The following is a 25764-nucleotide window of genomic DNA, read 5'->3' as shown; positions in this document are numbered from 1 at the left end:
ACCGGCAGCGCTAGGTGAGCCCTCCAATCGGCGAGCCCATGTACAGCGTGTGCGGGCGGCCGGTGAAGTCCTTCCATATCGTTTCGCGCGGCAGGCCGAGCGCTTCGTAAATGGTCGCGGCGAAATTTTCGGGAGTCTGAGCATCGCTGACGGGATAGCCACCGATCTTGTCCGTTTCTCCGATCACCCGGCCACCCTTGATTCCGCCGCCAGCGAGCAGAATGCTCTGTGCATGCCCCCAGTGGTCGCGTCCGGGCAGGGCCTTGGCGGAGATGCTCTTGATTTTGGGCGTGCGGCCAAACTCGCCACCCATGACGATGAGCGTTTCATCAAGCTGACCACTCGCATCGAGATCTTCGAGCAAGGCGCTCACGGCCTGATCCATGGGCGGCAGCAGGTAATTTTTCAAATTGCCCCAGGCGGCCTGATGCGTGTCCCAGGTTTCGTTGTTGCCCAGGTTCACCTGCACCATGCGCACCCCGCTTTGCACCAGCCTGCGGGCCATGAGGAGGGACCAGCCGAAGCTATGGCGGCCATAGCGGTCGAGCATTTTGGGATCGACCTTTTCCAAACTGAAGGCGTCATGCACCTTGCGGTTTCCCAGCAGTCCAATGGCGGCCTGGCGTGTGGAATCGAAAGCTTCATCGCCAGCCAGCGCGGTGAGATCGTCCGTCTGGGATTCGAGAGCGTTGCGCAAAGACACGCGGTCCATCACGCGATCGAGCGTGAGCCCCTGCGGCAGAGAAAGGTGCGGTGCCTGAAACTTCAGCGCGGTGTCCGTTTCCAAACCGCGCTCATGGTGGAAGAGGTATTTCGGGTACGCGCCATAGTGCTTGGGATGGTAGGGAGACATCTCCAAAAACCAGGGATCGTGCTGCGCTCCGAGAGTGCCTGCGAACTGTCCCGCCAACGTGCGCCCCTCCCGGTGCACAAGTTTGTCCGGCAGGACGATGGCGGGTGGCAGGTTGTCCTTTCGCTTTGGCAGCAGTGCAGTGGCCAGTGCAGCCATGCTGGGATGATCGGACTTCTTGGGCTTCGACGGATCGAACCCCAGAGGTGCATCGCTGCGCCCCGTGAGCATGATGTGGTGGCCCAGGGAGTGGTCGCTGCTGCCATGGGTGAGCGACCGCACGAGCGACCATTTTTCCGAAATGCGCGCGAGATTGGGCAGGTGCTCGCAGATGTGCAGGCCGGGGGTGCGCGTGCGGATGGGCTTAAACTCGCCGCGGATCTCCATGGGCGCGTCCGGCTTCATGTCAAAGCTCTCGTGCTGGGCCAGACCGCCGGAGAGGAAGATGTAAATCACCGACTTCGCACGCGCCGGCTGCGTGGCGGCCGTCATAGCCTGCAGGGCGCTGAGGTGGTTCATGCCCAGCCCCAGCAAGCCCACCGCGCCCGCCTGAATCACTTCACGGCGGGAGACAGGATGCGCTGGATGCGGAAATGACATGCGCCTTCAAATACGGCGGCTGTTGCACGGCCTTTCCAAAAGACCTACTTCCGGTTCCAGACACCCAGCTTGATCGTGTGCTCCGGACTGGCAGCTTCGGCAGCAGATTTTTTCCGCAGGATCTGGGTCACCACAATGGCTCCGTCCACGATCACCACACGCAGATCGGCTTCATCGCCCTCTTTGAGCACCAGCCCATCTGAAATGGTCGTTTTGACAGGATACATGAGGCCTTATACCTCCCGGAACCCTCGCAAGCAATTTTAAATCAGCTCCGGCATCGGCGACCAGCCATCCACCAGATACTGCGGCCGGCCGGTGAGATCGTTGAGCGTGGTCTTCACGGTGTCGATGCCCATGTGCTTGTAGAGCGTGGCAAAGACCTCGCCGAAATGCACGGGACGTTCGGTGGGTTCGCCGCCGAGCTTGTCGGTGGCACCGATGACCTGCCCGGTGCGCAGACCGCCGCCGGCGAGCAAGGCACCGCCTACGCGCGGCCAGTGGTCACGACCACCTTCTTTGTTCACGATGGGAGTACGGCCAAATTCACCCCAGGCCACGACTGCGACGTCTTTGTCGAGTCCGCGCTCATGCAGATCTTCCACCAGGGCGCTCATGCCCTGATCGAAAAGCGGCAGATGGCGAAGGAGCTGGGGGTAGTTATTGTCGTGAAAGTCCCAGCGGCCAAAATTCAGCGTCACCACGCGGGCTCCGGCTTCGACGAGACGGCGGGCCAGCAGGAAGTGCTCGAGATTGAGCGGAGCGCCGTCACCGTAGTTTTTGGAATCTCCCTTGCCGTAGCGTTCGCGGGTTTTGGTGCTTTCCTTGCCCAGATCCAAGGCCGTGAGCAGCTTGCTGGAGGTGAGCACATTGAGCGCCTGTTGATTGAAAGCGTCCATGCTGCCGACGAGGCCGCTGGCATCCAGTTCGCGGCGGAATTTGTCAAAGCCGGTGAGCAAAGACCGGCGGTCTTCAAGGCGGTCGAGCGTGATGCCGTTGAGCTGGAGGTCATCCATGCCGGCGCCATTGGGCCGGAAGGCGGCGTGCGTATTCCCACAGTAGCCGGGATGGCCGGGAGAGCCGTAGGGCGGGTGTCCGGCCTTGGGAGCGAGGCCAACGAAGGCAGGCATCGCGGGATCGGCCTGGCCTTTGAGACGCGAAATGACGGAGCCGAAGGAGGGAGGATCAGAAAGACGGCCAACAGGTGCCGCTCCACCATTGGGAGGCGGCGGCTTGCCGGTGTAGCAGATGAAGCTGTCGTGCGCGCCGTTGGGCGAGCCGTACATGCTGCGAATGGGCACGAGCTTGTCCATGATCCGGGCCAGACGCGGCGCGTGCTCGGAGATGTGGATGCCGGGGACGGCGGTCTTGATGGGCTTGTAGGGGCCACGGACCTCCAGCGGCGCGTCCATCTTCAAATCATACATGTCCTGGTGCGGCGGGGCGCCGCACAGGTAGATCATGATCACAGACTTGAAGCTGCGGCCCGTGCGTGCCTCCGCTTCGGCCTTCAGCAGCTCAGGCAGGGAAAGCCCGCCCATGGCGAGACCGCCGATGCGCAGGAAGTCGCGACGCGAGACGCCGTCGCAGAGCTTGCCGTGGGATTTGCCAGAAAGGGTGAGCATGAAAGAGGAACCAAAATAAGCACCCAATATGCCGGAACTATCACCAAAACCACGTTATGTGCGGGCCATGCTTCGCCCGTTGCTCTGCCTCATGTCCCTCACCTTTTCCGCCTTCGCCGCTGATTTTCAATGGTCACAACTCCCCGCCATTCCTGATGCGCGCGGGTTTGCAGGCTCCTTCGCCGGGGTGGTGGATGGCACGCTCATGGTCGCAGGCGGTACGCATTTCATCGATAAAATGCCCTGGGAGGGAGGCACCAAGCTCTGGTATGACACGCTCTTTGCGCTGGAAAAGCCGGACGGTGCCTGGCGGGTGGTGGGAAAACTGCCGAAACCGAACGGCTATGGCGTCAGCATCACGACTTCCCAGGGTTGGGTCATCTTGGGCGGGGGAAATGCCACTGAGCATTTCCGTGAGGTGTTCTGGGTCAAAAAGGATGCCCCGCTGCCGCCGCTGCCGAAACCCTGCGCCTTCATGTGCGGCTGCGAAAGTCGCGGAGTCATCTACATTGCCGGAGGGATCGAATCTCCGGCAGCCACCAGTGCGATGAACACCTTTTGGTCCCTCGACCTGAAACAGCCCGGGGCGGCCTGGCAGGATCTTCCCCCCTGCCCCGGCAAACCGCGCATTCTGGGCTGCATGGCCGCCTTGGACGGAGTGGTTCACCTTTTCAGCGGCGCGGCCCTGCATGCGGACAAGGACGGCAAGCCGGAGCGGGAATGGCTGAGCGATGCCTGGGCTTATGAAAAGACCACAGGGTGGAAAAAGCTCCCGGACATGCCCCGCGTGGCCGTGGCTGCTCCCAGCCCCGCCCCGGTGGTCGGTTCCAAGATCTGCGTCCTCGGCGGGGACGACGGCGCCAACGTCAACTTCATGCCCAAGGAGAAGCATCCTGGCTTCCCGCGCTCTATTTTGGTATTTGATGTGAAGACACAGGCTTGGAGCCAGGCTGGCGAGGTGCCTTTCTCCCTGGTGACGACCAATGCCGTGCCCTGGAACGGCCAGATCGTGATCCCCGGAGGCGAGGCACGCCCCGGGGTGAGATCTCCCCAAGTGTGGCGCGGGGCAATGAAGTGACTTGAAACTCCCCCCGGTGAACTCCAAAGCTGCACGATGAGTCGCAGCATTTTGATCACTGGTGCCAATGGAGCGCTGGGCCTGTCCATCGCCGAGTATTTTCTGACCCGGGAGACGGACTGCCGGGTATTTTTGGGGGTTCGGGAGCGGCGGGAGCGCGCGGAGGCTCTGGTCGCAAAATATTCGGACCGGGCGGAATTGATCACGCTCGAAGTCACCTCGCCAGACGAATGGAAAGCTGCAGTGGCCGAAATCGCATCCAAAGCCTCCCCTCTTGAAGTCCTGATCAACAACGCAGGCTTCCATGAAGACTCCCTGCTGGCGAACATGTCTCAGGATCAATGGAGTCGCGTCCTGGATGCCAACCTGAACGCCGTCTTCCATGGCTGCCAGGCCGCCCTTTCCCCCATGATGAGGGAGCGCCGCGGTCGCATCGTCAACATCGCCTCCCTGAGCGCCATTTCTTCCCCAGCCGGGCAGACAAACTATTCTGCTGCCAAGGCGGGGGTGATCGGCCTGACGCAGAGTCTGGCCAAGGAATCCGCCCGCATGGGCGTCACCGTGAATGCCGTCTGCCCTGGCTACATTGAGGGTGGGCTGCCCGCCGAATGGACGCCGGAGCACCTCAAAGCCCTTAAAATGCAGCTCCCGATGCGCCGTTTTGCCAGGCCGGAGGAGATAGCGGCGGCGGTTTTCTTCCTTGCCAGCCCCGAAGCGAGCTATATCACTGGCTCGACCCTAAAAATTGACGGGGGGCTGCTTTAGGCCTCCCCTCTGCACCCTACGACACGTATCCCCTGCATGCCGACCCGCCAGCGCCTCAAAGAACTTATGATCAGCGAACTCATGCTCGACATGACCGCAGATGAAATCGGCGATGACACCCCCCTCTTTGGTCCCGCAGGCGTCGGTCTCGACTCCGTGGACGCCCTGCAGCTGGTGGTGATGATCGAAAAGCACTTCGGCTTTAAAATGGCCGACCAAGACCAGGCGAAGCGCATCCTGCACAGTGTGAACTCCATCGCCGAAGCCGTGGACCAGAAAGCGGCGGCGTAATCCCACTGCCCCAGCCCTGCGTTTTGAAACGCTTTGCCTCCATCACCCTGCGTCTGCTCATCAGCGGCGTGCTGCTTGTGCTGCTGTTTCGGGAGCACGATCTTTTCGCAGACATCGCCCCTCGCTTCCATTCCCTGCTGACCAACTGGCACTGGACGCTCGCCGGGATGGGCTTTGCCTTTCTCTCGCTTTTTCTCGCCTCCGTGCGCTGGCACATCATCCTGCGCGGCCTGGTGCCGAGCCTGCCGTTCCCCATGGTACTGCAGGCGGAGCTCATCAGCGCGTTTTTCAACATCAGCTCCGTCGGAGTGGTGGGGGGGGACACCTACAAGATCATGGCGCTCTCCCGACGTCTGCCCGGGCAGACCATGCCGGTGAGCGTGTCGCTGGTGCTGGATCATCTGACCGGCCTGATTTCCGTGGCCATCCTCTTCACGGCGTGCATGCTGGCCCGGTCATCCCAGTGGAACGAAATTGGCTATGACATGCGCATGCTGATCACCGGCTACGCCATGTATGTGGGAGGGGCGCTGGTAGGCCTCGTCATCAGCTGGTTCTCCTTCACCCCCAGCCTGCTGGCATGGGGACGCCGCACTTTCCCGCGCACCATGGGAAATCCCAAACTGACGGGCCTCATCGCACGCCTGACGCAGGTGCATGCGGTGTTTGCCCTGCTCTGGCGGCGCACGATCTCCGCCATGGCGGTATCTACTGCCATGCACGCGGCCTTTTTCGTCAGCTTCTACTGCGGACTGCGCGCGGTCGGCGGCGCGGCACCGGTGCTCGATGTCCTCACCTCCATGCCGATCGTGGATGCTGCGGCCTCCCTGCCCGTTTCGATTTCGGGCCTGGGTGTGCGGGAGCGCACTTTCGAAGCCTTGCTGGCCGGACTGGCCCAGGTGCCGGAAGCAGTGGGCGTCTCCGCTTCTCTGGCCGGCTGGATCTTCAGCCTGTTCTGGGGAGTGGTGGGGGGAATCTTGTTCCTGCGCGCCAAACATGCGGCCCACATCGCACCGGAGGCTCAGTGTGCATGAGCTCCTCCCCGCGCATCGCCATCTCTCTGGGGGCCTCGTTCATGGGCTACGCCACACATGCCGGATTTCTGGCACGCCTGCAGTCATTGGGAGTGCGCCCCGTCGCGATCGGCGGCTCATCCGCGGGTGCCATCACCGCGGGATTGTTCGCGGCAGGTCTGGGGCAGGAGGCCATCCGGCAGGCGGTGCTCAGCCCGCGCCTCTATTTGTCCTTCGCCAGCCGCACGAAATGGCTCTGGCACCAGTTCATCAACAGCTTCTTCCACCGTCATCCCGGCTTTTTCGATCCGAGGGGGGCCGTGCCGCATTTTGAATCGCTCGTTGGTGATCGCACTATCGAGTCGCTGTCGGACCCTCAGTTGCTCATCGCTCTGAGCGATCTCTCGAAGCACGAAACACTCTTCGTGCGCAGCGGACCGCTCGCTGCGGCGATGGCCGCCAGCGCGTGCGTGCCCCTGATGTTTACGCCCCTGGAGTTCGAGGGCCGCCATTGCACGGATGGAGGCGTGGCGCATGAGTCGCCCGTGGATCCGTGGTTCACTGATGATAGCATCGACCACATCATCATTCACCGCATCGTCCAGCCCCAGAGCAAACCACCGCTGATGCCCTTGAGCCGCCTGATGGCCACCGTCGCCGCCACGCATGCCTCCCTGAACCGCCAGATCCTCCTCGACCGCATCGAGCTCGCTCGTCTGCACGGGAAAAAGCTGACCGTCATCACCACGGACCACGCACGCCCTTCGCCCCTGTTTCCAGGAAAGCTGAAGGAGCTCTACGCGATGGGAGAGGACACGGCGCAGAAGTTTTTCGATTCTGAGCATCTGGCCGGGCAGCCTTGAATCGCGACGATGGTCCGGTGCCCCGGGGGGGTATTGACATCGGCCTCTGCCTGCGCTTAGATCGCCATCGTTAGACGATGTCCTTGCAGCCAGCGCCCTGCTGGCAAGGCCCCGAACAAAGTTCATTCACTTTGCGGAGGCGGGCCAGGACCTCTGAGCGAGCCAGCGATGCCTTGTCGTGCCCCGGGAATGGGGCGGGATGCCGCCCAGCTGACGCGCAAGACCGGGCAGAGCAACAAGATCCACTCAAATACCATGTCCATACCACATACTACCACGAATGCCGCCGCCGAAATCAAGACCACCGAGTCTCCGTTTGGTCTCACCGCCTGGAAGAATGATCTCCCGATCACACTGCCGCTGCGGCATGTGGAGGCTCGTTTCCAAACCATGGGAGAAGTGGTGCTGATGGAGATCGACCAGGTGTTTGAGCAAACTGCCGATGTGGCTCTGGATGTGCTCTACACCTTTCCAGTGCCCGCGGGCGCGGCGGTGCATCGCTGTGAGATGATCGTGAACGGGCGTGTGATCCGCGCCGTGGTGATGGCAGAGGAAAAGGCACGACAAGTGGTGGCGGAGCACCAGGCCGCCGGGCACCGCACCACGCTGATGGAGATGATCCGGGACAACCTCTTCACGCTGGAGCTTGGAAATGCAGCGCCGGGAGACCGGATCGTGATCCGTTTTGCCTACCTTGAAAGCATGGAGCGGCAGGCCGCGCAGATGAGCATTCGAATTCCTTTCAGCCCGGGAGTGCGGTACGTTCCGGGCAGGCCACTGCTGCGGGAAAACAGCGGCCCGGGCGTGATGAAGGACACTGACGAAGTGCCGGATGCCAGCCGCATCTCGCCGCCTCGCCTGAGCGCGGGGCACCCCGAAGCAGCGACCATGCACCTCGAAGGAATGCTGGATGCGGACTCGGTGGACATACGGACGCTGAACTCGCCCACCCATGCCACAAGCCTGCGCCGGGTGGAGTCGGGGATTGAGGTGACGCTTGCCGCGGATGTGGAGGTGCCCGGCAGGGACTTCGTACTCCGGTGGGAGGAGAGCGCTGTGGCGGCGGTTTCACCCCATGCCTGGGTGGCCAAAACCGCTGACGTACGGCATGCGCTGCTGCAAATCCGCGCGCCACAGAACATCGAGCCTGCGGCTGAGGATGATTTTGCGCAGGACGTTTACTTCCTGCTCGACCGCTCCGGCAGCATGGACGGCACGAAATGGGAGAAGGCCGCGCAGGCGCTGCACGTCTTTGTACGCGCCCTGGGAAAAAACGACCGGGTGTGGCTCACCTGTTTTGAAAGCAACTATAGGGACTTCGACACAAAGCCGCTGGGACGCGATGAACTTCTGGGCAAGGCCGCCTTTCAGAAACTGGCCGAGATAGGCACGGGAGGCGGTACGGAGCTTCTGCCAGCCCTCACGCATGTGCTGGAGATGCGTGCAAAGCACAGCGACGAACGCCGTGCGCGTCTCGTTTTGATCACAGACGGCCAGGTGGCGAATGAAGACGCGCTCTGCGAGTGCATGAAACAAAAGAATGCCGCGACTCTGCCTGTGCATTGCTTCGGCATTGATCACATGGTGAATGATGCGCTGCTGCAAGCACTGGCCCATCAGACAGGCGGACGCTGCGTACTGCTGACACCGGAGGATGACATCGCCGCGGCAGTGGGCCTCCTCTCGGAGACGATGCGGCGGCCTGCGCTTGTCAATCTGGAGCTGCAAGGAGGGCATTTGCCAGCCCATGGAAGTTCACGTCTGCCAGACTTGCACGCAGGAGAGGTGAGCCTGCTGGCCATCCGCTGCGAGCCAGGCACGACGGAAGCGGTTATCACAGGCTCGCTGCCGGATGGTTCACCATGGTCTCACCGTTTCACGCTGCAAGAGGGCGCGCAAAGCCATGCGGTGTCCGCTCCCCGCCTGATCTGGGCGCGCAGGAGGATTCAGCACTTGCTCGGCTTGAGGCACGAGGAGGAGGCCGTGGCCCTGGCGATCGAACACAATCTCATCTGCCGGGGCACCGCCTTTGTGGCATGGGACGAGGCGGAACAAGTGAAGGTCGCCACAACACAGCTCTACCAGCCGTGCGCGGCAGACATGATGGACGCGGTGGAGTTTGAATGTGCACCATGCCCGGAAGCGCCGGTGGACGAAGGCTCTGATGAGTTGCGCGAGGTGCTGATCGAGGAGGGCCTCACATACAGCAATGCGGTCAAGATAGCCCTGTATCTCCAAAGCTGGGTCTATTCCGGCGATGAGGACCGCTACGAGCTTTTCGACAAGCTTGTTCTGGACATGCAAAGCTCCCTGGAACCCGTGGAATGTCTGCGCCGCTTTATCGATGAACACATCCTCGAGGAAGGACTGCTGGAGTACTTCAGGGCCTGCATGCCTGTCATGGAAACCCAGGAGCAGGGTGCAGCGGGCTAGAGCGTCCGCAGCATCTCCAGCGCCTCAGCGAGCTGCTTGTGCCCTTCACGCGAGCTGAGGCGCGGGAACTTGCCCTGGATCATGACGAACTTGCCATTGCGGCTGAGCATGAGCTTGCGCTCCTTGATCTCCACATCGCTGATGCCAGCGTGCGCGGCAGAGAGGCGGATGGCGGCGCAGGTGAGGAGGTTCTGCACGGCATGAGGAAGCTTTTCGCCGTATTGATCGCGCCACTGCGCCTCCAGCTCTTCGAGCTCCTTGCGCGTCATGATTTCACCCACCTGGCGGTAAGCTGTGATGCGCAGCTTCAAGTCTTCGATGAAGGTGGAGGGCAGGAAGGCGGGCGTTGCCCCCGGGGATGCCTGCACCATCATGGCTTCGTTCATCACCAGGAAGTCCGTACGCAAGCCCACCTCAACCGGACGCGCCACGCGCCTTCCCTGCATACGGGCGACGCTTTGCTTCAGCATCTGGCAGTACAAATCAAAGCCCACCGCCGCAATGTGCCCGCTCTGCTCCGTGCCGAGCAGATTGCCCGCGCCACGGATCTCCAGATCGCGCAGGGCGATTTTAAACCCGCTGCCCAGACCGGCGTACTGCTTGATGGCGTTGACCCGTTTGCGGGCATCGCCTGCGGTTACCGCATCCTGCGGCAGCAGCAAATAGGCGTAGGCCTGCACGCCTCCACGGCCAACGCGACCACGCAGCTGATACAAGTCCGCCAGCCCGAAGCGGTCCGCGCGATCGATAATGATGGTGTTCGCATTCGGAATATCCACGCCGCTTTCGATGATGGTGGTACAGACGAGCACGTCCGCGCCGCCATCCACAAAGGTGTGCATCACGTCCTCCAGCAGTTCACTGTCCATCTGCCCATGGCCGATGATGACGCGAGCCTTCGGGCAGAGATCGCGAATGCGCTGCGCGATCTTTTCAATCGTCATCACCCGGTTGTGCAGGAAGAAAACCTGCCCGCCCCGCTCGATCTCCGCCTCGACTGCCTGCTTAATCGTGCGTTCATCGTAGGGGCAGATCATCGTCTGCACCGCCTGCTTGTTGGGCGGCGGCGTCTCGATGGTGCTCATGTCGCGCATGCCCATGAGGGCGAGGTAGAGCGTGCGCGGGATCGGCGTGGCGCTTAGCGTGAGCACATCAACGAGGCGAAACAGGTCCTTGAACTTCTCCTTGTGCTTCACACCGAAACGCTGCTCCTCATCGATCACGGCAAGGCCGAGGTTTTTAAAACGCACGTCTTTTGAAATGACACGGTGCGTGCCGATGACGATGTCCACCGTTCCTTCGGTGATGCCTTTCAAAATCTCGCGCTCACGATTTGGCGGCGTGAGGCGGCAGAGCATTTCCACGGACACAGGAAACTCGCTCATGCGCTGCCGGATGTTTTCCCAGTGCTGCCGTGCCAGCACCGTGGTGGGCACCAGAACGGCCACCTGCCGCCCGCCCATGACCGCCTTGAACGCGGCACGGATGGCCACCTCCGTTTTGCCAAAGCCGACGTCCGCGCACAGCAGCCGGTCCATGGGCTTCTCAGCCTCCATGTCCCGTTTGATCTCCTCCACGCTGCGCAGTTGGTCTGGTGTCTCGTGGTATAAAAACGACTCTTCAAACTCCACCTGCCACTTGGTGTCCGGCTGGTGCGAGTACGCCTTCAACGTCTGGCGCTCCGCCGCCACGCTGAGCATGCGCGCAGCAAAGTCCTCCACGCTCTTCTCAGCCTGCTTGCGCGTCTTCTGCCAGCGCGCTTCGCTGAGCTTGCTCAGCGCCGGCGCCTTGCCGCCAACTCCCACGTAACGTGTGACAAGGTGCGTATGCGCCACCGGCACAAAGAGCTTCGCACCCTCCGCGTAATGCAGCACCAGCACTTCCTCGCGCTTGCCGGTGTCACGCACCTCCACACCGCCAAAACGGGCCACGCCATGCTCGGCATGCACCACGATGTCGCCCTCGCGCAGGTCGCGCATCACATCGCGTGCTTTGCGCAGCACCTCGGCCTCATCGAGCTTGGACCCACGCACCCGGCGGATCTGCTGATGCCTTCCAAAGATCTCCGCGCCCGTCAGCACCGCCAGCTTGGCCGCTGGCACCGTGAAGCCACGATACAGCAGACCCAGCTTTGTCTCGAGCGACGCAGGCAGACCGCTCTGCAATTCCGCAAAGCGTTCCCGCTCCGCCTCATTGTGGAAAAAAATGACCGAGCGCCAGCCGTCCTCATGCCATTCGCGAATCTGTTTGGCAAAATGCTCGCGCCTGGCCTCATGCAGCACGAAGTCAGACGCATCGAAGACGCCGAGCGGATTCTCATGGATGGCCGCCGTGTAGTCTTCCATTCCTTCCACATTCGCAGCGCCGCTGAGAATACGGGCCTGTGCCTCTCCTTCGCAGTCGATGGCAATGATGAAGTCATCTTTGCGCAGATGCTCGCGCACCCGCGAGGCATCTTCCGCATTGTCATTCATCTGCAGGATTACACCCACACTCTCCAGCCGTTTGATGGATGACTGATTGTGCAGGTCAAAGGCGCGGATCGATTCGATCTCGTCATCGAAAAACTCCAGCCGCAGCGGCTCCTCCGCCTGCCAGGAAAAAAAGTCCACGATGCCCCCACGGCGCGCAAACTGCCCACGCTCGGTGACGACTGGCACACGCTCATAACCCGCCTCGCCCAGGTCTTGAAGCAGATCCTCCACATCCAGCTTGGCACCGATGCTGAGCGTACGGCGCTGGCTGGAGATTTCAGCCAGGGCTGGCGCGGGCTCGTCCAGGCTGTCCGCACACAGGACCACGACTGGCGCATCCGTTTCCATCATGGTGCCCAGCACACCCGCGCGTTCTGCCAGCAGTTCCGGATCAACCAGCGCATCGTTCACCACCTGGCCGAGGCGAGGAAGATACAAGGCCGGGCACTGCCATACACCGAGTTCGGCGTGCACATGATCCTGCGTTTTCACATCCGCGCAAAGAATCCACACCCTGCGCCCCGGTGCAGCCAGCTCCGCATGCCGGACCATCAGCGCCGCAGCAAACCCGAAGGCCTGTGTCGTGACGTGATCGAGCACGAGTGGCTCCTTCTTCAGCTTCTGCTGAAACGCGTCTGATTTGAGCGTCAGATCCACCAGGCCGAGCGCATCCCCCCGCGCACGCCTGGAAGGGGGTGGTGGTTTTCGGCTCGCAGCTTTCTTCACGCCGCGAGGTTTGGGGGCGCGTTTGACGGGTTCCAAAGTGGTCATCTCAAAGAGCCTATACGACTCGAATAGGCAAGAGGTAAGGAGGATGAAGAATCGGGGCCGTGGTCGACGTTATGAACGGAGCATGATCACCACCAACCGTCGCCAGTTTCTGCAGCAATGCGCCACCGCCGGCGCCGCACTGGGCTTCCCCACCATCATCCCATCCTCGGCCCTGGGAAAAGATGGCGCCGTAGCTCCCTCAAATCGCACCACGCTCGCGCTCATCGGCTGCGGCGGACGCGGCACGGATGTGGTGAAGAATTTCCTCCAGGACGAGCGCGTGCAAGTCATGGCGGTCTGCGATGTCGAGCGCGAATCCGATCGCTATAACAAGGGCATCATCAAAAAAGCCGGAACTCTGGGCCGCGAGCCCGCCCGGCGGCTGGTGGACAAAACCTACGGCACCAAGGGCTGCGCCACGCACGAGGACTTCCGCGATGTGCTGGCGCGCAAAGATGTGGATGCCGTGCAGATTGCCACGCCGGACCACTGGCATGCGCTCATCGCCGTGGCCTCTGCGCGTGCTGGAAAGCATATCTACTGCGAAAAGCCTCTCAGCCTCACCGTCGCGCAGGGGCGGTTCATGAGCGATGTGGTGCGCCAGAGCAAAGTCGTCTGGCAGACCGGCAGCCAGCAGCGCAGCGACGTCCACTTCCGCATGGCCTGCGAGTACGTGCGCAGTGGCAGGATCGGAAAGCTGAAGCAAATCCGTGTGGGCCTCGCGAGCGACAACCGGGACAACAACGGCTGCGCAGCCCAGACCGCACCCACACCCGTTCCCGAAGGCCTGAACTATGACTTCTGGCTCGGCCCCGCACCGGAGGCGCCTTTCTGCCCGGCACGGCTGCACTCCAACTGGCGCTGGTTCTTCGACTACTCCGGCGGCAACATCACCGACTTTGGCGCGCACCACTTCGACATCGTGCAGTGGGCGCTGAATCAGGACGAGAGCGGACCCGTAGAGTTCTTTGACCTCAAGGCCACCTGGCCCTCACCGGGCAGCCTTTACTCCACCGCACCGAACTTCTCCTTTGCCTACCGCTATGCGGACGGCACCACCGTGCGTGTAGCGGACAAGCAGGACTTCGGCTCCGGCATCATGTATGAAGGGGAAGATGGCAGCATTCTCAGCATGCGCGGCAAGCTGGACATCAAGCCCGACTCCCTGCGCAAACCGCTGGCCGGAAACGATGTGCGCCTCTACGAAAGCAAGGACCATTTCCGCAACTTCATCGATGGCATCCGCGACGGTGCCAAAACCGCTGCGCCCATCGAGTACGCCCACCGCAGCATCACCATCGCCCATCTGGCAAACATCGCGCTGCGGCTGAACCGCACCAAGCTGCGCTGGGACCCGGCGAAGGAGCAGATCCTGGAAGATGCAGAAGCCTCTGCCATGCTGACGCGCCCCATGCGCGGTCCGTGGCAGCTGGTGTGATTTGCATGTAACAGGTGCCTGGGTTTCCTGAAGAAGCGTCCAGATGCCAGCCACACCCCTTCCATCCCCGCTGTTTGCCACCACCCGCTGGTCCGTCGTACTGGCTGCCCGGCACGCGGACTCCCGCCAGGCCATGGAGACGCTGTGCCGCTCCTACTGGTACCCGCTTTATGCCTATGTGCGGCGGGACGGCCGCACACCGCATGACGCGCAGGATCTGACGCAGGAGTTTTTCGCCCGACTGGTGGAGAAAGACTGGCTGCGCTCCGCCGGCCCCGAGCAGGGCCGCTTCCGCACGTTTCTCCTCGTGGCAATGAAGCGCTTTCTCATCAATGAATGGCACAAAAGCTCTGCGCTGAAGCGTGGCGGCCACATCACCCATGTGCCGCTGGATGCCGAGGACGCGGAGCGCCGTTTCGCGGCTGAACCCGACCTCGCTCCAGATGCGATCTATGAGAGACGATGGGCCATGACGTTGCTGGATCAGACGCTCAGAGCACTGGAGGCTGAATTTGCCATCCCTGGAAAGGCGGACCATTTTCATGCCATGAAGCGCTGCCTCACACTGGACCGCGGCAGCATCTCCTACACAGAGCTGGCTGCAGCCATGGCCTGCAGCGAAGGAGCCGCCCGCGTGGCCGTGCACCGGCTTCGCAAGCGCTTCCGCGAACTGTTTCGCGAGAGCATCGCCAGCACGCTGGCGGAGGGAGAGGACGTGGAAACAGAGATGCAGCACGTGGTCGCCGTGCTGGGAGGAGCTTGAGGGAAATTTGCTTGTAACAGGCCGCCCAAACTCCTGAACTACTCATGGAACCGATGAATTCCAAACCGCTCCCCTGCCCCAAATGTGGCGCTGAACTGCCGCCTGATGCTCCTCAGGGCCTGTGCCCGCGCTGCCTCGCTGCATTGAATTTTGCCACTGAAACGCTGCCTCCGGACGCACTGCCTGTTGCACCCAGGCCGTCTCTGACTCCTGAGGAACTGGCACCGCATTTCCCGCAGCTCGAAATCATCGAATGCCTGGGCCGCGGCGGCATGGGTGTCGTTTACAAGGCTCGCCAGAAGACGCTGAACCGCATCGTCGCGCTCAAGCTCCTGGCACCGGAGCGCTCAGAGGACGCCAAATTTGCGGCTCGCTTTGAAAAGGAGGCCCAGGCGCTCGCGGCTCTCAGCCACCCGCACATCGTCACGATCCATGACTTCGGCCAGGCCGGCGGGTTCTTTTACCTGCTCATGGAGTTTGTGGACGGCGTGAACTTGCGCCAGGCAATGACCGCGGGACGTTTCACGCCAGAGCAGGCGCTGGCCATTGTTCCCCCCATCTGCGATGCCCTGCAATATGCGCACGAGCACGGCATTGTGCATCGGGACATCAAGCCGGAGAACTTGCTGCTCGACAAAGAGGGCCGCCTGAAGATCGCCGACTTTGGCATTGCGAAAATGATCGGGGCAGCGGGCGAAAATATCGGAGAGTCCTTGTCTCAGCCTCTTGGCACGCCCGCCTATGCGGCGCCGGAGCAAAAGGATGACACCCATCAGGTGGATCACCGCGCGGACATCTACTCGCTCGGCGTGGTGCTCTACGAACTCCTGACCGGGGAACTGCCGAAGGACAAGATCAAAGCGCCGTCCAAATGTGTGCAGATTGATGTGCGGCTCGATGAGGTGGTGCTGCGGGCTTTGGAAACGCGGCCGGAGATGCGCTTCGCCACGGCAGCTGAATTTCGCACGCGGCTCGCCGGAGCGGTGGCGCCGCCGCCTGCGAAACCGGACATGCCAGCCACAAAGCCAAGGCGGTGGCTGGGAGTGCTCGCAATGGTTCTCGGCGCTGCTTTGCTGATGGGAGCCACCGTATTGAATGAGGCCATCGATGACTTCGGCGTCACGCCCAATGCCCGCAAACACATCCAGGTTCATCATGCAGCCGAGGAGCAGCTCAAAATCTTGAAAGCCGAGGAGGCGGCCAAATTTCACGATCTCGAAGCCGCTCGAAGTCAAAACAACCAGGCCGAAGTCGAGCGCCTGACCGCTGTGAGGCAGGCGCTGCAAACCAAGACTCAACAGGCGGAGGCGGCCCTAAACCAGGTCGCTCATGTGAAGGAGGCCGGTGAGCAGCAGCGGATCGCTCTTTTCTATTTGATCGCGAGCGGATTGATCGCGGGAGGTTTCATCGCCGTCTTTCCCTTTGGGCAGGTCATGCGCGGGCGCGGGAGATACGTGGTCATCGCTGCTGCCGTTTGCGGAGTTGTTCTGGCCGTACTATTCATTCTTCGCCTGGGGACGACGCACGTCGCCTCTGCTGGAGTTCCGGATCTCGTGGACATCACCAGTGCTCATAATCAGAGCGCATCCAGCCTGAAAATCCGATGGAAAGTGAGCGCACATGCCCCCCTCGAGGCACGCATCGATCATGTGAACGGCATCCAGACCGACCACCTGCAATGGGATCAGACCAGACATGTGCATGAGTTGCAGGTGCAGATCGAAGTCGCCCGGATTGCAGACGGAATGCTCCGCATTCACACCCAAATCGGAAACTCTGCAAAATCCAGCGAGGTGGCGGGCAGTTTCACTCAAGTGCGTGACGAAATGCTCACGACCGCCATGGACTCTGCGAATACACACGCAGGCATCAGCATTGTCATTTGCCAGCTGCTGGGCCAGCCGGTGACGCTTGAGCTTCCGCTTCGTGCCAGCCCGCATTCACCTGTGATCACGCCTCAGAGGCAGTTCGGAATCAGCGCCACGGTCTTTGTCATGCAGTTCATTGTGCTGGCATTGATCGTGGGTGGACTGATCTGGTTGATCCGCATTCTATTCCGACATCAGCGCATCGGCTGCGCCGTTGCGCTCATCATTCTTCTCGCACTGTTTTTGCTGCTGCTGATCCCGAGTTTGGTGTGGTATTTTAGCAAAGCCTCCCACGGCAAAAATGCCGCGCCGGTCCCGGCTTCTCGCGTTCTCCAAAAAGCTCCCGTGACAAGGTAGACCAGGGTTTGGGAGTTCATCCAGGTAAGCCGGCCTCTGGAAAGGCGCATTCGCACGGGTGTTGGATGCTCCCGGAAGCCTCACATTCGGCTACAGTTCCTCCTCCTTATCCCGCCTTGCTTCTTTCCTGTCCTTGTGGCCACCGACGGCATCGAAAGGAGCCGCGACCACATGGCCGGTGGTGGAGACAGTGGTCGTAACGATTTTGCCTGCCGTTTTGACCGGAACCGTGACAAGCGAGCAGGAAGGCGCCATGAGGCACAGAAGATAAATCGGTAGAATGCTGGTTTTCATACCAAGTAATACGCATCCGGCATCCGTCTCGCGCTTGTCACCCGAACTGCTTCCAGAACATCACCGCGGAAATGATGAAACCGATGGCTGTGATGACGTGCCTCACTCTCTGAGGCGAAATTCGCTGAGAATAATGCGCACCGAAGTAATAGCCGATCAGCGCCCCCGCCGTCAGCGCCAGGGCCTGCGGCCAGTTCACCATGCCGACAACGATAAACCATACGGCCGCAATGATGTTGATCAGCGATCCAAGCACATTTTTAAGCGCATTCATTTCATGGATGTTCGTCATGCCCATGAAGCCAAATGAGGCGAGCATGAGGATGCCGATGCCCGCGCCGAAAAACGCCCCGTAGATCGCCACCGGAAGCTGAAGGGCTAGAGAAAACCACAGCGCCTGCGACCTTCCCGTGGTGGCAGATTTACGCAGGAAGCCCTGCAGGAAAAACAGAACCGTGGCGAACAGAACTAGGAAGGGAATGAGCTTGGAAAACTGGTCATCGCTCGTCCGCGTGAGCAGCCAGCTCCCGATCGCCGCTCCAACGAGGCAGATCGGGACGAACTGAACCAGCTTCGAACGGATTGCCTTCAAATGCCCCCGAAAACCCACAATGCTCCCCGCGGTGCCGATGACCAGCCCCACAGTGCTCGTGGCATTGGCCAGCACGGGCGGCGTGCCGCACATGAGCAGCACGGGAAACGTCAGCAGCGTCCCGCCTCCCGCAATCGCATTGATAGCCCCGGCGGTGCAGCCAGCGGCGCTCAAGGCGAGAAATTCGAGAAATGTCATTTTCCGTCACTACTCAGCGCAGGGTGCCGTGCATGAAGAAAATGACCCCTTATTTTGTCTTTGGATTCTTCAGATAATAGAGATGCCCGTCCTCAGCGCCGCCGACGAAGTCTGGCAGGCCATCGCCATTAAAGTCCACCGTGGTAGGGCTGACGTCATGGCCTTCGATGTTGGTGTCGATCAGAAGGCCCATGTCGGCGAAGAACCACTTGCCATCGCCGCTGGAGGTCTGACGGAGGAAGTTGGCGTTGGCGGAATTGAGGAGGATGTCGAGCTTTCCATCCTGGTCCCAGTCCATGATGCAGATCTTGCGGCGTCCGCTTTTACCCGCGATGCCGGCATTGAGGCGCAACGGCTCGCCTGGTTTCATTGCCACGGGGGTCTTGACCTTGATGTGTTCCAACGCCTTGTCGATCAGGCCCGGTGCCTTGGCATCCTGTGCAGCGCAAAGCACACGCCTCGGGTGATTGAGCACCAGTTTCCCTTTTTGTTTTGCCCGCTCAAAATAGGCCAGATAGCCTTCCTGATCGAGCATGACGAGATCGGTCAGACCATCCTTGTTCCAGTCCACGGCCACAGGCGTGGTGCGCCACTGGGTGAGCAGTCCCTTGCCTTCCGGGCGCAGCCAGCCGTAGGCAAGCACAGGCTGTGCGCCGTCCCACTCCACCTCGACGGGTTGTGCGGCGGCCAGCTTCGGCTTCGAGCGCGTGCCGATGTTTTTGTACCAGACCACCCTGCCCAAAATGGAGTTCAGCATGAGGTCTGGCAGCCCATCGCCATCCCAGTCAGCCACAGTCTGCGTAGTGTAGCCCCACTTAGCCTCGCAAGGTCCCTGGATGGAACCGTTTGGTCCGGCCATAGGGCGGATGACCTTGCCGTCTGCTTCGAGGCGCACTGGAGCCGCCCACTTGGGCTGCTCCACTCCCTTGCCGCTGAGGTTTTCAATGAAACCGATGTATCCTGCGGTGTTGCCGCAGATGATGTCCATGTCGCCATCGCCATCCCAGTCGAAGCCGACGGGCGTCGCCAGCGCGCCGAACTTCACCTGATCCGCCTCCTGCTGGAAGTAGCGCGGCTCGGCAAATACCGGCACCTTGTTTTCAAACTTGCCGGTGTTTTCAATGAAGGCCACACGGCCGTCTTCATCGCCGCAGATGAGATCGAGATCGCCGTCCTTGTCCCAGTCGATGGCCGTGGGAGTGATCATTTCCAGATCCATGGTGAGATAGCGGCCTGAGTCCGCCTTCAGGCGGACTCCCAGTGCATACTTGGGCTGCGTGCGGGTGCCGGTGTTTTGGAAATAGGTGAAGCCATCGAGAAACTCGCCGCAGAGCAGGTCCAGATCTCCATCGCCATCAAAGTCGGCCATATTGGGCGAAGGCCAGCCGAAGGTTTCCACCGGCCGGTCGGTTGCCATGAGCTTCTTTGGTTTGTCATAGGCGGCCTTGTCTTTCGTGCCGGTGTTTCGCAGCACATACACATAGCCGCGGATGGGGCCGTTCATCCAGCGGCCGTTCTCATTGTAGGCATTGTCCCAGCCATACTCGGTCCAGTCGCCCACGCCGACAATGAGATCCTGATTGCCGTCGCCGTCATAGTCCACCATGCGCCACATGTCGGCGCGAATTTTATTGGGATGCACCTTGGCATCCACCGGCAGCTTCTTCTCACTGTCCAAGCCGGTCTTGAGGAAGTCTGGGTATTCACGGCCTGGAGACAGCACAACAGGACTGCCATCCACGTAGCTGACTTGTACGTTTGATTTTCCTGCGCTGATGCGCTTGGCGGGCTTGAACACCGGCATCTTGTTTTTCGCCGTGTCGCCACCTGCATTCTCAAAGAAGTACACACCGTTGTAAGGCTTGTCCGGACAGTTCACCACCAGGTCGAGATCGCCATCACCATCGAAGTCCATCGGCAGCGGCCAGGCCCATAAACCCACACCAAGATCGACCACGAGGCCCGGGTTGTTGTATTTGAGCGGCGCGAGACCGTCAGCGGCAAGGGCCTTCGCACAAAGGCAGGCGAGCAGGAGGGGTTGGAGGAGCTTCATGGTTGGGAGAAAAAATCAGCGCGTCAGAGTACCGCAAACATTCACCTGCATGCCCAGGGCGCGGGCCATGGCCGCCTTGGCATGGAGGCAGTCATCCGCGGCCTTGGCATCATTGGCATAGGCCACCTGCACGTGATTGGCCTGGTGCTTGGCCATGAGCTGATCACGGCTGACGCCATACGTCACCGCGCTCATGATCGGCCACTGCGGGGTGGTCAGCTGCCAGCGGCGTTCTGTTTCTTCACGTGGGAGATCGACCACACAGCCGCGGCCGATGTCCATGTGCAGCGCTTCGTCCTGCACATAAATGCGCGACCACACAATCTCGCCAGGTTTGGAAATGCCACGCAGGGTGGATCCGCCGTTGGGAAAGTACATCGCTGGCTGGCGGAAGCCTTCCGCGCTCTTCCAGCCTTCGGCAAAATGAGCCGGCGGCGCCGCGCCACTGATCAGAAACACCCAGACGTAATCCTCGCCAAATTTCTCGCCCCAGCGCACATCATGCAGCGTCGTTTCAACCGGTTGCTGCAGGGCGCGGTGTACGCGTTGTGTGAGCATGCCGTCGAGTCCGGCGCACTCATCCACTTCATTGAAGTGCAGCAGCGGCTGGCCTTCGTAAAGGGTGCGTTTACGGTCACGTGACCTCACCGGCGGCCGGTCCGAATTGTTCAGCATCCCTTCGACGAGATCGCTCGCGGGCAGCAAATCCTTCAAGCCCTGCTGATATTGGATGCCAATGGCATCACACCCAAAATCATCCGCGATCCGCAGAGCCGCCGTGTACATCTTGCACTGAAGCCTCACCTGATCCCGCGTGAGCTGGGCGGCGTGGTCGTCGCCCAGATGAAAACTCATGCCGTGCTTCACCAGCCAGGTGTGGATGGCCAGGGCGTCGCTGTCGCTCACCTGCATGGCTTCATGGTAGAGTGCGGACTGGCTCAGCCGCTCCTTGAACACGCCGCAGGCGTGCAGCGCGTGATCAGGGATGATCGCATTGAACATGCCCATGCAGCCTTCATCAAAGATGCCCATGATCGCCTTGTCCGTGCGCAGCGTGTTGGCGAGTTCCTTGCCCAGAGCCGCGGCTTTGGCCGGCACCTTCACCTTCTCCAACTTTTGCACATGGCTGAGATCATGGACGATGCTCCCGGTCTTGAGCCACTGCTTCAGCTTGGTTTTGAAAAACGAATCGGTAAAATCTTCGCTCCAGAGTGTCGAGTATTTCACACCTGCCTTGGTCAGGGAGCCGTTCAGATTGAGCATGCCCACCAGCCCCGGCCACTGGCCGCTCCAGTTGGCCACCGTCAAAATCGGACCGCGATGCGTGGTCAGACCCGCCAGCACATGGTGCGAATACTGCCACACCGCCTCCGCCACGATCAATGGCGCCTCGGGGTCGATCCCACGGAACACCTCGATCCCCATCTTCTGCGAGTCGATGAAGCCGTGCTTCTTAGCGGTGTCCGCCGCATGCGCACGTTTGACTTCCCAGCCCTCGGCCTTCAAGGCGGCCTCCAGCGCTTTTTCCATCGCTGCCTGGGCTGGCCAGCAGGTTTGATTGGCGGAAAGGCGCAGGTCACCACTGGCCACGAGCTGGACGATTTTAGATTTGGCAGGCATAAAAAACATCCTAGCCAGAAGACTTGCCGAGCACCAGCACAACTGACAACCGGACGCAAATGAGCATCCTTGGCACCCGGTTGACCATTCTTGACCTGCCTCGCTACTTCGCTTCCACCTTGAAACGCGGATCTCCCCACGCAAAAGGCGCCCGTTTGCCCATCAGCAGGTCGTAGATGGAATGGTTCGTCTTCATCATCTCCGCCAGCATGTCCTTCCACGGCCGGTCCGCCACGCTGACGAGGCCCGTGTTGTAGCTCTCCCCGTTGTACTTGCTGAACCAGCGGCCTGTCGTTGCCTGATCAATGAGGGTGAACCACTCAATGCCAACGACAAATCCAAGAGCGGCGCTCTGCTCGACGTAATTGCGATACGCCAGACCACGCTCCTGCTGGCTGCTCACCTCACGTCCTCCAATGAGTCCGCTGTCCTTCGGTGAAGCCCAGAAAAATTCGCTCAGCATCATCGGCTTGTTCCCCGTCCATTCATGGAAGCGTTTCAGCGCCGCCGTGTCCACACCGAAGGTGTAGTAGTTGTAGGACACCACGTCCAGATGCCTGCCCATGATGCTGCAGAGCTGCTCGTCGTTGATCGTCACCGGCTGCAGGCGGCTGCCGATCAGCATGTGGTTGGCGTCGTGCTGACGGAAGAGCTTTTCGATCTGCGCGAAATAAGTTTCCATGAAATCCCCCACGAACGCTTTCACATCTGCCTTTGCAGCCTCCGTGGTCACCGCGAGCCCGGCACTGGCCAGTTCATCAAAGCCAGCCGCCTTTGCCTGCCACGCCGTGTTGTACGCATCGATGGTTTGATACTTTTCCTTCAGTGCGGCCACCAGGCGCAGCTTGCACGCCTGGCCGCCTGTGAGGGAGGGAATGACACGCGGCAGTTCGTCGTAGCGCGGCTCGTTCACGATGAAGTACCCGATGAGAAGCGGGTCGTTCGCCCGCGCCGGCAGTTCACGCGCGAGGTTTTCGGCGATTTTCTGCGAGGTGGCTGCATCATACGGATCCCACACTTCATGCGCGCCTGGGATGCGCGGCACACCTTCCCAGGCGTTGATCGGCAGGCTCGTCACATACGGGAAATCAGCCTTCACATGCGCCTTCTCCGGCGTGGGGCTGAAGGCACCGATGGAGTTGAACCCCCACTTGCGCGTGCGCTCAATCATGCGCGTGGCATGCGTTTCATAGTTGTAGGGTGCACCGAATTTGCGGATCACATTCGCGAGATAGAAGGAGAAATTCGCATTCCCATCTCCGGGCCGGAACGCGCTGGCATATTCTCCCTCCGCCTTCGGCAGCCACTCAAAGATGCCCTCGCGTCCCGTGACGTAGGTGTAGTCATCGCTCGGCGCGAAACCGCAGATGCCAAGGTGGAAGAAGGCGTTGCCATCAGGATCCACCAGCCACGATTTGTCCTGCTTCTGCTCCACGTGGAAGAACCCGGTTTTCTTCAATCCCAGCGCCTCACCACTTCCCGGAGATCCTCCGAAACGGTCGAGCTTCGGCTCCTCAATGCTGGCGTAGTAGCTCTTGTCCGCCTCCACGTCAGCCTTCAGGTCTTCCAGGCTCTTGAGCTTGTTCGGAAATGTGTCTTTGATGCTCTGGCCAAAAGCGTCGATCAATTTGGCGACAGAAGCCAGATCCGATGTGACGCGGATTTTCGCGCTCGGGTTGTCCGGGTTGAACGGCACCATGAAGAACCAGTTGTAGATGGCCCAGTTCCACTCGCGGTTGTCGGTGAGCTGCTGAAAGGCGTGGTCTGGAGTGGTGAAACTCAGGCTCTGCCCCTGGGCGTTTTTGATCAAAAAGCTGGTGCTGTTGAGGCTGGCGAACTGCGGAGGATTCGACTTCTCTGCCGGGAACGCCCCCTCCTTTTCCGCGATCTTCCAGGTTCCTCCTTTGGCGAATCCGATGTCAACAAGCACGGACATCTTCCACGATTTCACATCCGTGGGCATGCCCTTGAAGGTAAGATCGATCTCATCCTTGCTGATGGAAATCCCGCATTCCGCCCCGCCTTCATAACGCACCGTGGCATTGGCACCCGCAGCCTTCACCTCGATCTGCTTATGCGCCGGCGCCAGTTCAGGATAGCTCAGCACGAAACTCCCAAGGCTGCCGGCGGAGATTTCGATGCCGGCTCCGGTCGTTTTCAAATCGGCTGCGGAGGCAGTGATCAAACCGCACAGAAGGAACAAGGCACATTTCATAGGGCCCGGACTTTTAGCCGCCTCCCGGTCGTTTTCCACCAGGAAGCAAACAATCCTGGAGAAGAGCCGCGCATCTCCTAAGCTGCTGCTGATGAAATCGAATGCAGCCATGGCCTGTCATCTTTTGAGCAAAGTCATCGCGACGATTTTCGCGATGTCCTTCGGTCATGCGCCTGCTGCGGAACAAAACTTGGAATTGCGCGAGCTACCGCTGCTTTTTGCGGATGACAGCGGCGTCTCCGCAAGCTCCGGAGTGTTGCGCACCATTCATCCTGCGCGCACTCGCAGCGCACCCGTATTGGTGGCGGAGCGCCCATGGGAAGGCAGCCGCGTGTATGTCTATGGCTCGGTTCATTTTGACCCGGCCGCAAAGCGCTTCTGCATGTGGTACCTGGGCCACCCGGACGTGGACGCCTCCGGTGTGAAGCCCTCGGTGCCCGGCTTTCGCAAAGGCAAGGGAGACATGGTGCTCTACGCAACGTCTCAGGACGGCCTTCACTGGGACAAGCCCGAGCTCGGCCTGCACAGCTTCCAAGGCTCCACCGCCAACAACATCGTCTACGACCTCCACAGCCCAAGCGTTTACGTCGATGCGCGCGATCCCGATCCCGCGCGCCGCTACAAGATGCTTGGCTCGCTGATGGGCAAATACTATGCCGCCATCTCCGCCGACGGCCTGAAGTGGCAGAGCTATCCCAAGCAGGCGATTCTGAAGTCCTCGGACAACATCAGCCTCTCCCGCGACCCGATCTCGGGAGACTACCTCGCCTTCAACCGCCAGCCTCACGAGAAGCTCGGCCGCACGGTCAGCCTCTCACGCAGTCCTGATTTCAAAACATGGAGCGAGCCAAAGCTGGTCTTTCTGCCCGATGCGGAGGACAATTCATGGACCACGAACCCCGATGAACACACCGAGGTCAACAACATGTCCGTCTTCCCGCACGCAGCCGGCTTCATCGGCCTGCCCACCATGTTTCATGTGCTCGGCAAGAATCGCAAACCCTCGGAAGTGACACCGGGCCAGAGCGCAACGGATGGCATCGTTGAAGTGCAGCTCATCACCAGCGCCGATGGCAGCACCTGGCAGCGCACCCATCCGAGACTCAGCGTCATCAGCCGTGGTCAGCCGGGTGGTTTTGATGCGGGAACCATTCTCGGAGTCTCAAGCACCTGCGTTCATGCCGGAGATGAGACCTGGGTCTATTACACTGCGCTCACCACCAGCCACGGCGCCCCAGTTCCGCCCAAGCGCATCTCCATCGGCCGCGCCGAATGGCGGCTGCACGGCTTTGCTTCACTGGATTCCGGAGAGCGCGGACACGTGGAGACGAAGCCTCTGCGCCTCGGTTCAGGCAGCCTGCTGATCAACGCCAACGCCACTGGCGGCGAAGTCCGTGTGGCACTGCTGGAAGCCGACGGCAGTCCCATTGCGGGTTACACTTTGGAAGACAGCGAAGCTCTGAAGACGGACGCGACGCGCTGGCCTGCCCGTTGGAAAGAGCACGCCTCCGCGGTGACAGATCGTCCCGTCAAAATCGTGGTCTCGTTGAAGCAAAGCCGCCTCTTCAGTCTCTCCAACGCTGAAGCACAGCAGCCCTGATCC

The 25764-nt window shown here is 60.8% G+C and carries 19 protein-coding genes; 10 read left to right on the top strand and 9 right to left on the bottom strand.

Going from position 1 to position 25764, the window contains the following annotated elements:
* Positions 1 to 10 precede the first annotated feature (10 nt).
* From ACILSR_RS07475 to ACILSR_RS07465, 3 genes are read right to left on the bottom strand one after another with little or no spacing between them, the layout of a single operon-like run.
* Complete coding sequence (locus ACILSR_RS07475) at positions 11 to 1450, bottom strand: DUF1501 domain-containing protein (RefSeq protein ID WP_395749118.1); 1440 nt, start codon at positions 1448 to 1450, stop codon at positions 11 to 13.
* A 44-nt stretch (positions 1451 to 1494) separates the two neighbouring features.
* Positions 1495 to 1677: a hypothetical protein gene (locus ACILSR_RS07470; RefSeq protein WP_395749117.1), complete on the bottom strand. Its 183-nt coding sequence runs from the start codon at positions 1675 to 1677 to the stop codon at positions 1495 to 1497.
* 36 nt (positions 1678 to 1713) lie between these two features.
* Complete coding sequence (locus tag ACILSR_RS07465) at positions 1714 to 3075, bottom strand: DUF1501 domain-containing protein (RefSeq protein WP_395749116.1); 1362 nt, start codon at positions 3073 to 3075, stop codon at positions 1714 to 1716.
* Between the two features lie 91 nt (positions 3076 to 3166).
* Here ACILSR_RS07465 and ACILSR_RS07460 point away from each other — a divergent pair, with 91 nt between their 5' ends.
* The 6 genes from ACILSR_RS07460 (at position 3167) to ACILSR_RS07435 (ending at position 9518) form a co-directional block, all read left to right on the top strand.
* The gene (locus tag ACILSR_RS07460) at positions 3167 to 4153 is read left to right on the top strand and encodes a galactose oxidase (RefSeq protein WP_395749115.1); all 987 of its coding nucleotides are present in this window, start codon (positions 3167 to 3169) and stop codon (positions 4151 to 4153) included.
* 36 nt (positions 4154 to 4189) lie between these two features.
* A complete protein-coding gene (gene fabG / locus ACILSR_RS07455; protein WP_395749114.1) occupies positions 4190 to 4918 on the top strand; it encodes a 3-oxoacyl-ACP reductase FabG in 729 nt (242 codons plus the stop codon).
* Positions 4919 to 4954: 36 nt separating this feature from the next.
* A complete protein-coding gene (locus tag ACILSR_RS07450; protein ID WP_395749113.1) occupies positions 4955 to 5209 on the top strand; it encodes a phosphopantetheine-binding protein in 255 nt (84 codons plus the stop codon).
* A 23-nt stretch (positions 5210 to 5232) separates the two neighbouring features.
* Positions 5233 to 6243, top strand: a complete 1011-nt coding sequence (locus ACILSR_RS07445) for a YbhN family protein (RefSeq protein WP_395749112.1) — start codon at positions 5233 to 5235, stop codon at positions 6241 to 6243.
* Entirely contained in the window at positions 6240 to 7085 is an 846-nt protein-coding gene (locus ACILSR_RS07440) for a patatin-like phospholipase family protein (RefSeq protein ID WP_395749111.1), read from the top strand. Before ACILSR_RS07445 ends, ACILSR_RS07440 begins: the two co-directional genes overlap by 4 nt.
* Positions 7086 to 7340: 255 nt before the next feature.
* The gene (locus ACILSR_RS07435; protein ID WP_395749110.1) at positions 7341 to 9518 is read left to right on the top strand and encodes a VIT domain-containing protein; all 2178 of its coding nucleotides are present in this window, start codon (positions 7341 to 7343) and stop codon (positions 9516 to 9518) included.
* On the opposite strand, the gene mfd is transcribed toward ACILSR_RS07435, so the two are convergent.
* Complete coding sequence (gene mfd, locus ACILSR_RS07430; protein ID WP_395749109.1) at positions 9515 to 12763, bottom strand: transcription-repair coupling factor; 3249 nt, start codon at positions 12761 to 12763, stop codon at positions 9515 to 9517. The two genes, ACILSR_RS07435 and mfd, sit on opposite strands and share 4 nt — an antisense overlap.
* 82 nt (positions 12764 to 12845) lie before the next feature.
* Here mfd and ACILSR_RS07425 point away from each other — a divergent pair, with 82 nt between their 5' ends.
* Genes ACILSR_RS07425 through ACILSR_RS07415 form a run of 3 tightly spaced genes read left to right on the top strand, consistent with a single transcriptional unit; the run spans position 12846 to position 17189 of the window.
* Positions 12846 to 14201: a Gfo/Idh/MocA family protein gene (locus tag ACILSR_RS07425; RefSeq protein WP_395749108.1), complete on the top strand. Its 1356-nt coding sequence runs from the start codon at positions 12846 to 12848 to the stop codon at positions 14199 to 14201.
* A gap of 43 nt (positions 14202 to 14244) precedes the next feature.
* Entirely contained in the window at positions 14245 to 14964 is a 720-nt protein-coding gene (locus ACILSR_RS07420; protein ID WP_395749107.1) for an RNA polymerase sigma factor, read from the top strand.
* 53 nt (positions 14965 to 15017) lie between these two features.
* Positions 15018 to 17189, top strand: coding sequence for a protein kinase domain-containing protein (locus ACILSR_RS07415; protein ID WP_395749106.1), 2172 nt, complete (start codon positions 15018 to 15020; stop codon positions 17187 to 17189).
* A 90-nt stretch (positions 17190 to 17279) separates the two neighbouring features.
* Here ACILSR_RS07415 and ACILSR_RS07410 read toward each other — a convergent pair whose 3' ends face one another.
* The 5 genes from ACILSR_RS07410 to ACILSR_RS07390 all read right to left on the bottom strand — a co-directional run bounded on the left by ACILSR_RS07410 (position 17280) and on the right by ACILSR_RS07390 (position 24161).
* The gene (locus ACILSR_RS07410) at positions 17280 to 17483 is read right to left on the bottom strand and encodes a hypothetical protein (protein WP_395749105.1); all 204 of its coding nucleotides are present in this window, start codon (positions 17481 to 17483) and stop codon (positions 17280 to 17282) included.
* 37 nt (positions 17484 to 17520) lie between these two features.
* Positions 17521 to 18273, bottom strand: a complete 753-nt coding sequence (locus tag ACILSR_RS07405) for a sulfite exporter TauE/SafE family protein (protein ID WP_395749104.1) — start codon at positions 18271 to 18273, stop codon at positions 17521 to 17523.
* 49 nt (positions 18274 to 18322) lie between these two features.
* Positions 18323 to 20326 (bottom strand): FG-GAP repeat domain-containing protein, encoded by a 2004-nt coding sequence (locus ACILSR_RS07400; RefSeq protein ID WP_395749103.1) that lies wholly within the window; start codon positions 20324 to 20326, stop codon positions 18323 to 18325.
* A gap of 15 nt (positions 20327 to 20341) precedes the next feature.
* Complete coding sequence (locus tag ACILSR_RS07395; RefSeq protein WP_395749102.1) at positions 20342 to 21946, bottom strand: fucose isomerase; 1605 nt, start codon at positions 21944 to 21946, stop codon at positions 20342 to 20344.
* 103 nt (positions 21947 to 22049) lie between these two features.
* Positions 22050 to 24161 carry a hypothetical protein gene (locus ACILSR_RS07390; RefSeq protein ID WP_395749101.1) on the bottom strand — a complete coding sequence of 704 codons (2112 nt, stop codon included), beginning with the start codon at positions 24159 to 24161 and terminating at the stop codon, positions 22050 to 22052.
* A gap of 109 nt (positions 24162 to 24270) precedes the next feature.
* On the opposite strand from ACILSR_RS07390, the gene ACILSR_RS07385 reads away from it, so the two are divergent.
* The gene (locus tag ACILSR_RS07385; protein WP_395749100.1) at positions 24271 to 25761 is read left to right on the top strand and encodes a hypothetical protein; all 1491 of its coding nucleotides are present in this window, start codon (positions 24271 to 24273) and stop codon (positions 25759 to 25761) included.
* Positions 25762 to 25764: the final 3 nt, after the last annotated feature.

Origin of the sequence: Prosthecobacter sp., from assembly GCF_044222565.1 — a bacterium.
GTDB lineage: Bacteria > Verrucomicrobiota > Verrucomicrobiia > Verrucomicrobiales > Verrucomicrobiaceae > Prosthecobacter.
This window is presented reverse-complemented; position numbering and strand designations above follow the sequence as displayed.

What these genes read in the sequence shown, in the direction of transcription:
- ACILSR_RS07475 (WP_395749118.1), bottom strand. Translation starts at nt 1,450, where the DNA reads ATGTCATTTCCGCATCCAGCGCATCCTGTCTCCCGCCGTGAAGTGATT.
- ACILSR_RS07470 (WP_395749117.1), bottom strand. Translation starts at nt 1,677, where the DNA reads ATGTATCCTGTCAAAACGACCATTTCAGATGGGCTGGTGCTCAAAGAG.
- ACILSR_RS07465 (WP_395749116.1), bottom strand. Translation starts at nt 3,075, where the DNA reads ATGCTCACCCTTTCTGGCAAATCCCACGGCAAGCTCTGCGACGGCGTC.
- ACILSR_RS07460 (WP_395749115.1), top strand. Translation starts at nt 3,167, where the DNA reads ATGTCCCTCACCTTTTCCGCCTTCGCCGCTGATTTTCAATGGTCACAA.
- fabG (WP_395749114.1), top strand. Translation starts at nt 4,190, where the DNA reads ATGAGTCGCAGCATTTTGATCACTGGTGCCAATGGAGCGCTGGGCCTG.
- ACILSR_RS07450 (WP_395749113.1), top strand. Translation starts at nt 4,955, where the DNA reads ATGCCGACCCGCCAGCGCCTCAAAGAACTTATGATCAGCGAACTCATG.
- ACILSR_RS07440 (WP_395749111.1), top strand. Translation starts at nt 6,240, where the DNA reads ATGAGCTCCTCCCCGCGCATCGCCATCTCTCTGGGGGCCTCGTTCATG.
- ACILSR_RS07435 (WP_395749110.1), top strand. Translation starts at nt 7,341, where the DNA reads ATGTCCATACCACATACTACCACGAATGCCGCCGCCGAAATCAAGACC.
- mfd (WP_395749109.1), bottom strand. Translation starts at nt 12,763, where the DNA reads ATGACCACTTTGGAACCCGTCAAACGCGCCCCCAAACCTCGCGGCGTG.
- ACILSR_RS07425 (WP_395749108.1), top strand. Translation starts at nt 12,846, where the DNA reads ATGATCACCACCAACCGTCGCCAGTTTCTGCAGCAATGCGCCACCGCC.
- ACILSR_RS07420 (WP_395749107.1), top strand. Translation starts at nt 14,245, where the DNA reads ATGCCAGCCACACCCCTTCCATCCCCGCTGTTTGCCACCACCCGCTGG.
- ACILSR_RS07415 (WP_395749106.1), top strand. Translation starts at nt 15,018, where the DNA reads ATGAATTCCAAACCGCTCCCCTGCCCCAAATGTGGCGCTGAACTGCCG.
- ACILSR_RS07410 (WP_395749105.1), bottom strand. Translation starts at nt 17,483, where the DNA reads ATGAAAACCAGCATTCTACCGATTTATCTTCTGTGCCTCATGGCGCCT.
- ACILSR_RS07405 (WP_395749104.1), bottom strand. Translation starts at nt 18,273, where the DNA reads ATGACATTTCTCGAATTTCTCGCCTTGAGCGCCGCTGGCTGCACCGCC.
- ACILSR_RS07400 (WP_395749103.1), bottom strand. Translation starts at nt 20,326, where the DNA reads ATGAAGCTCCTCCAACCCCTCCTGCTCGCCTGCCTTTGTGCGAAGGCC.
- ACILSR_RS07395 (WP_395749102.1), bottom strand. Translation starts at nt 21,946, where the DNA reads ATGCCTGCCAAATCTAAAATCGTCCAGCTCGTGGCCAGTGGTGACCTG.
- ACILSR_RS07390 (WP_395749101.1), bottom strand. Translation starts at nt 24,161, where the DNA reads ATGAAATGTGCCTTGTTCCTTCTGTGCGGTTTGATCACTGCCTCCGCA.
- ACILSR_RS07385 (WP_395749100.1), top strand. Translation starts at nt 24,271, where the DNA reads ATGGCCTGTCATCTTTTGAGCAAAGTCATCGCGACGATTTTCGCGATG.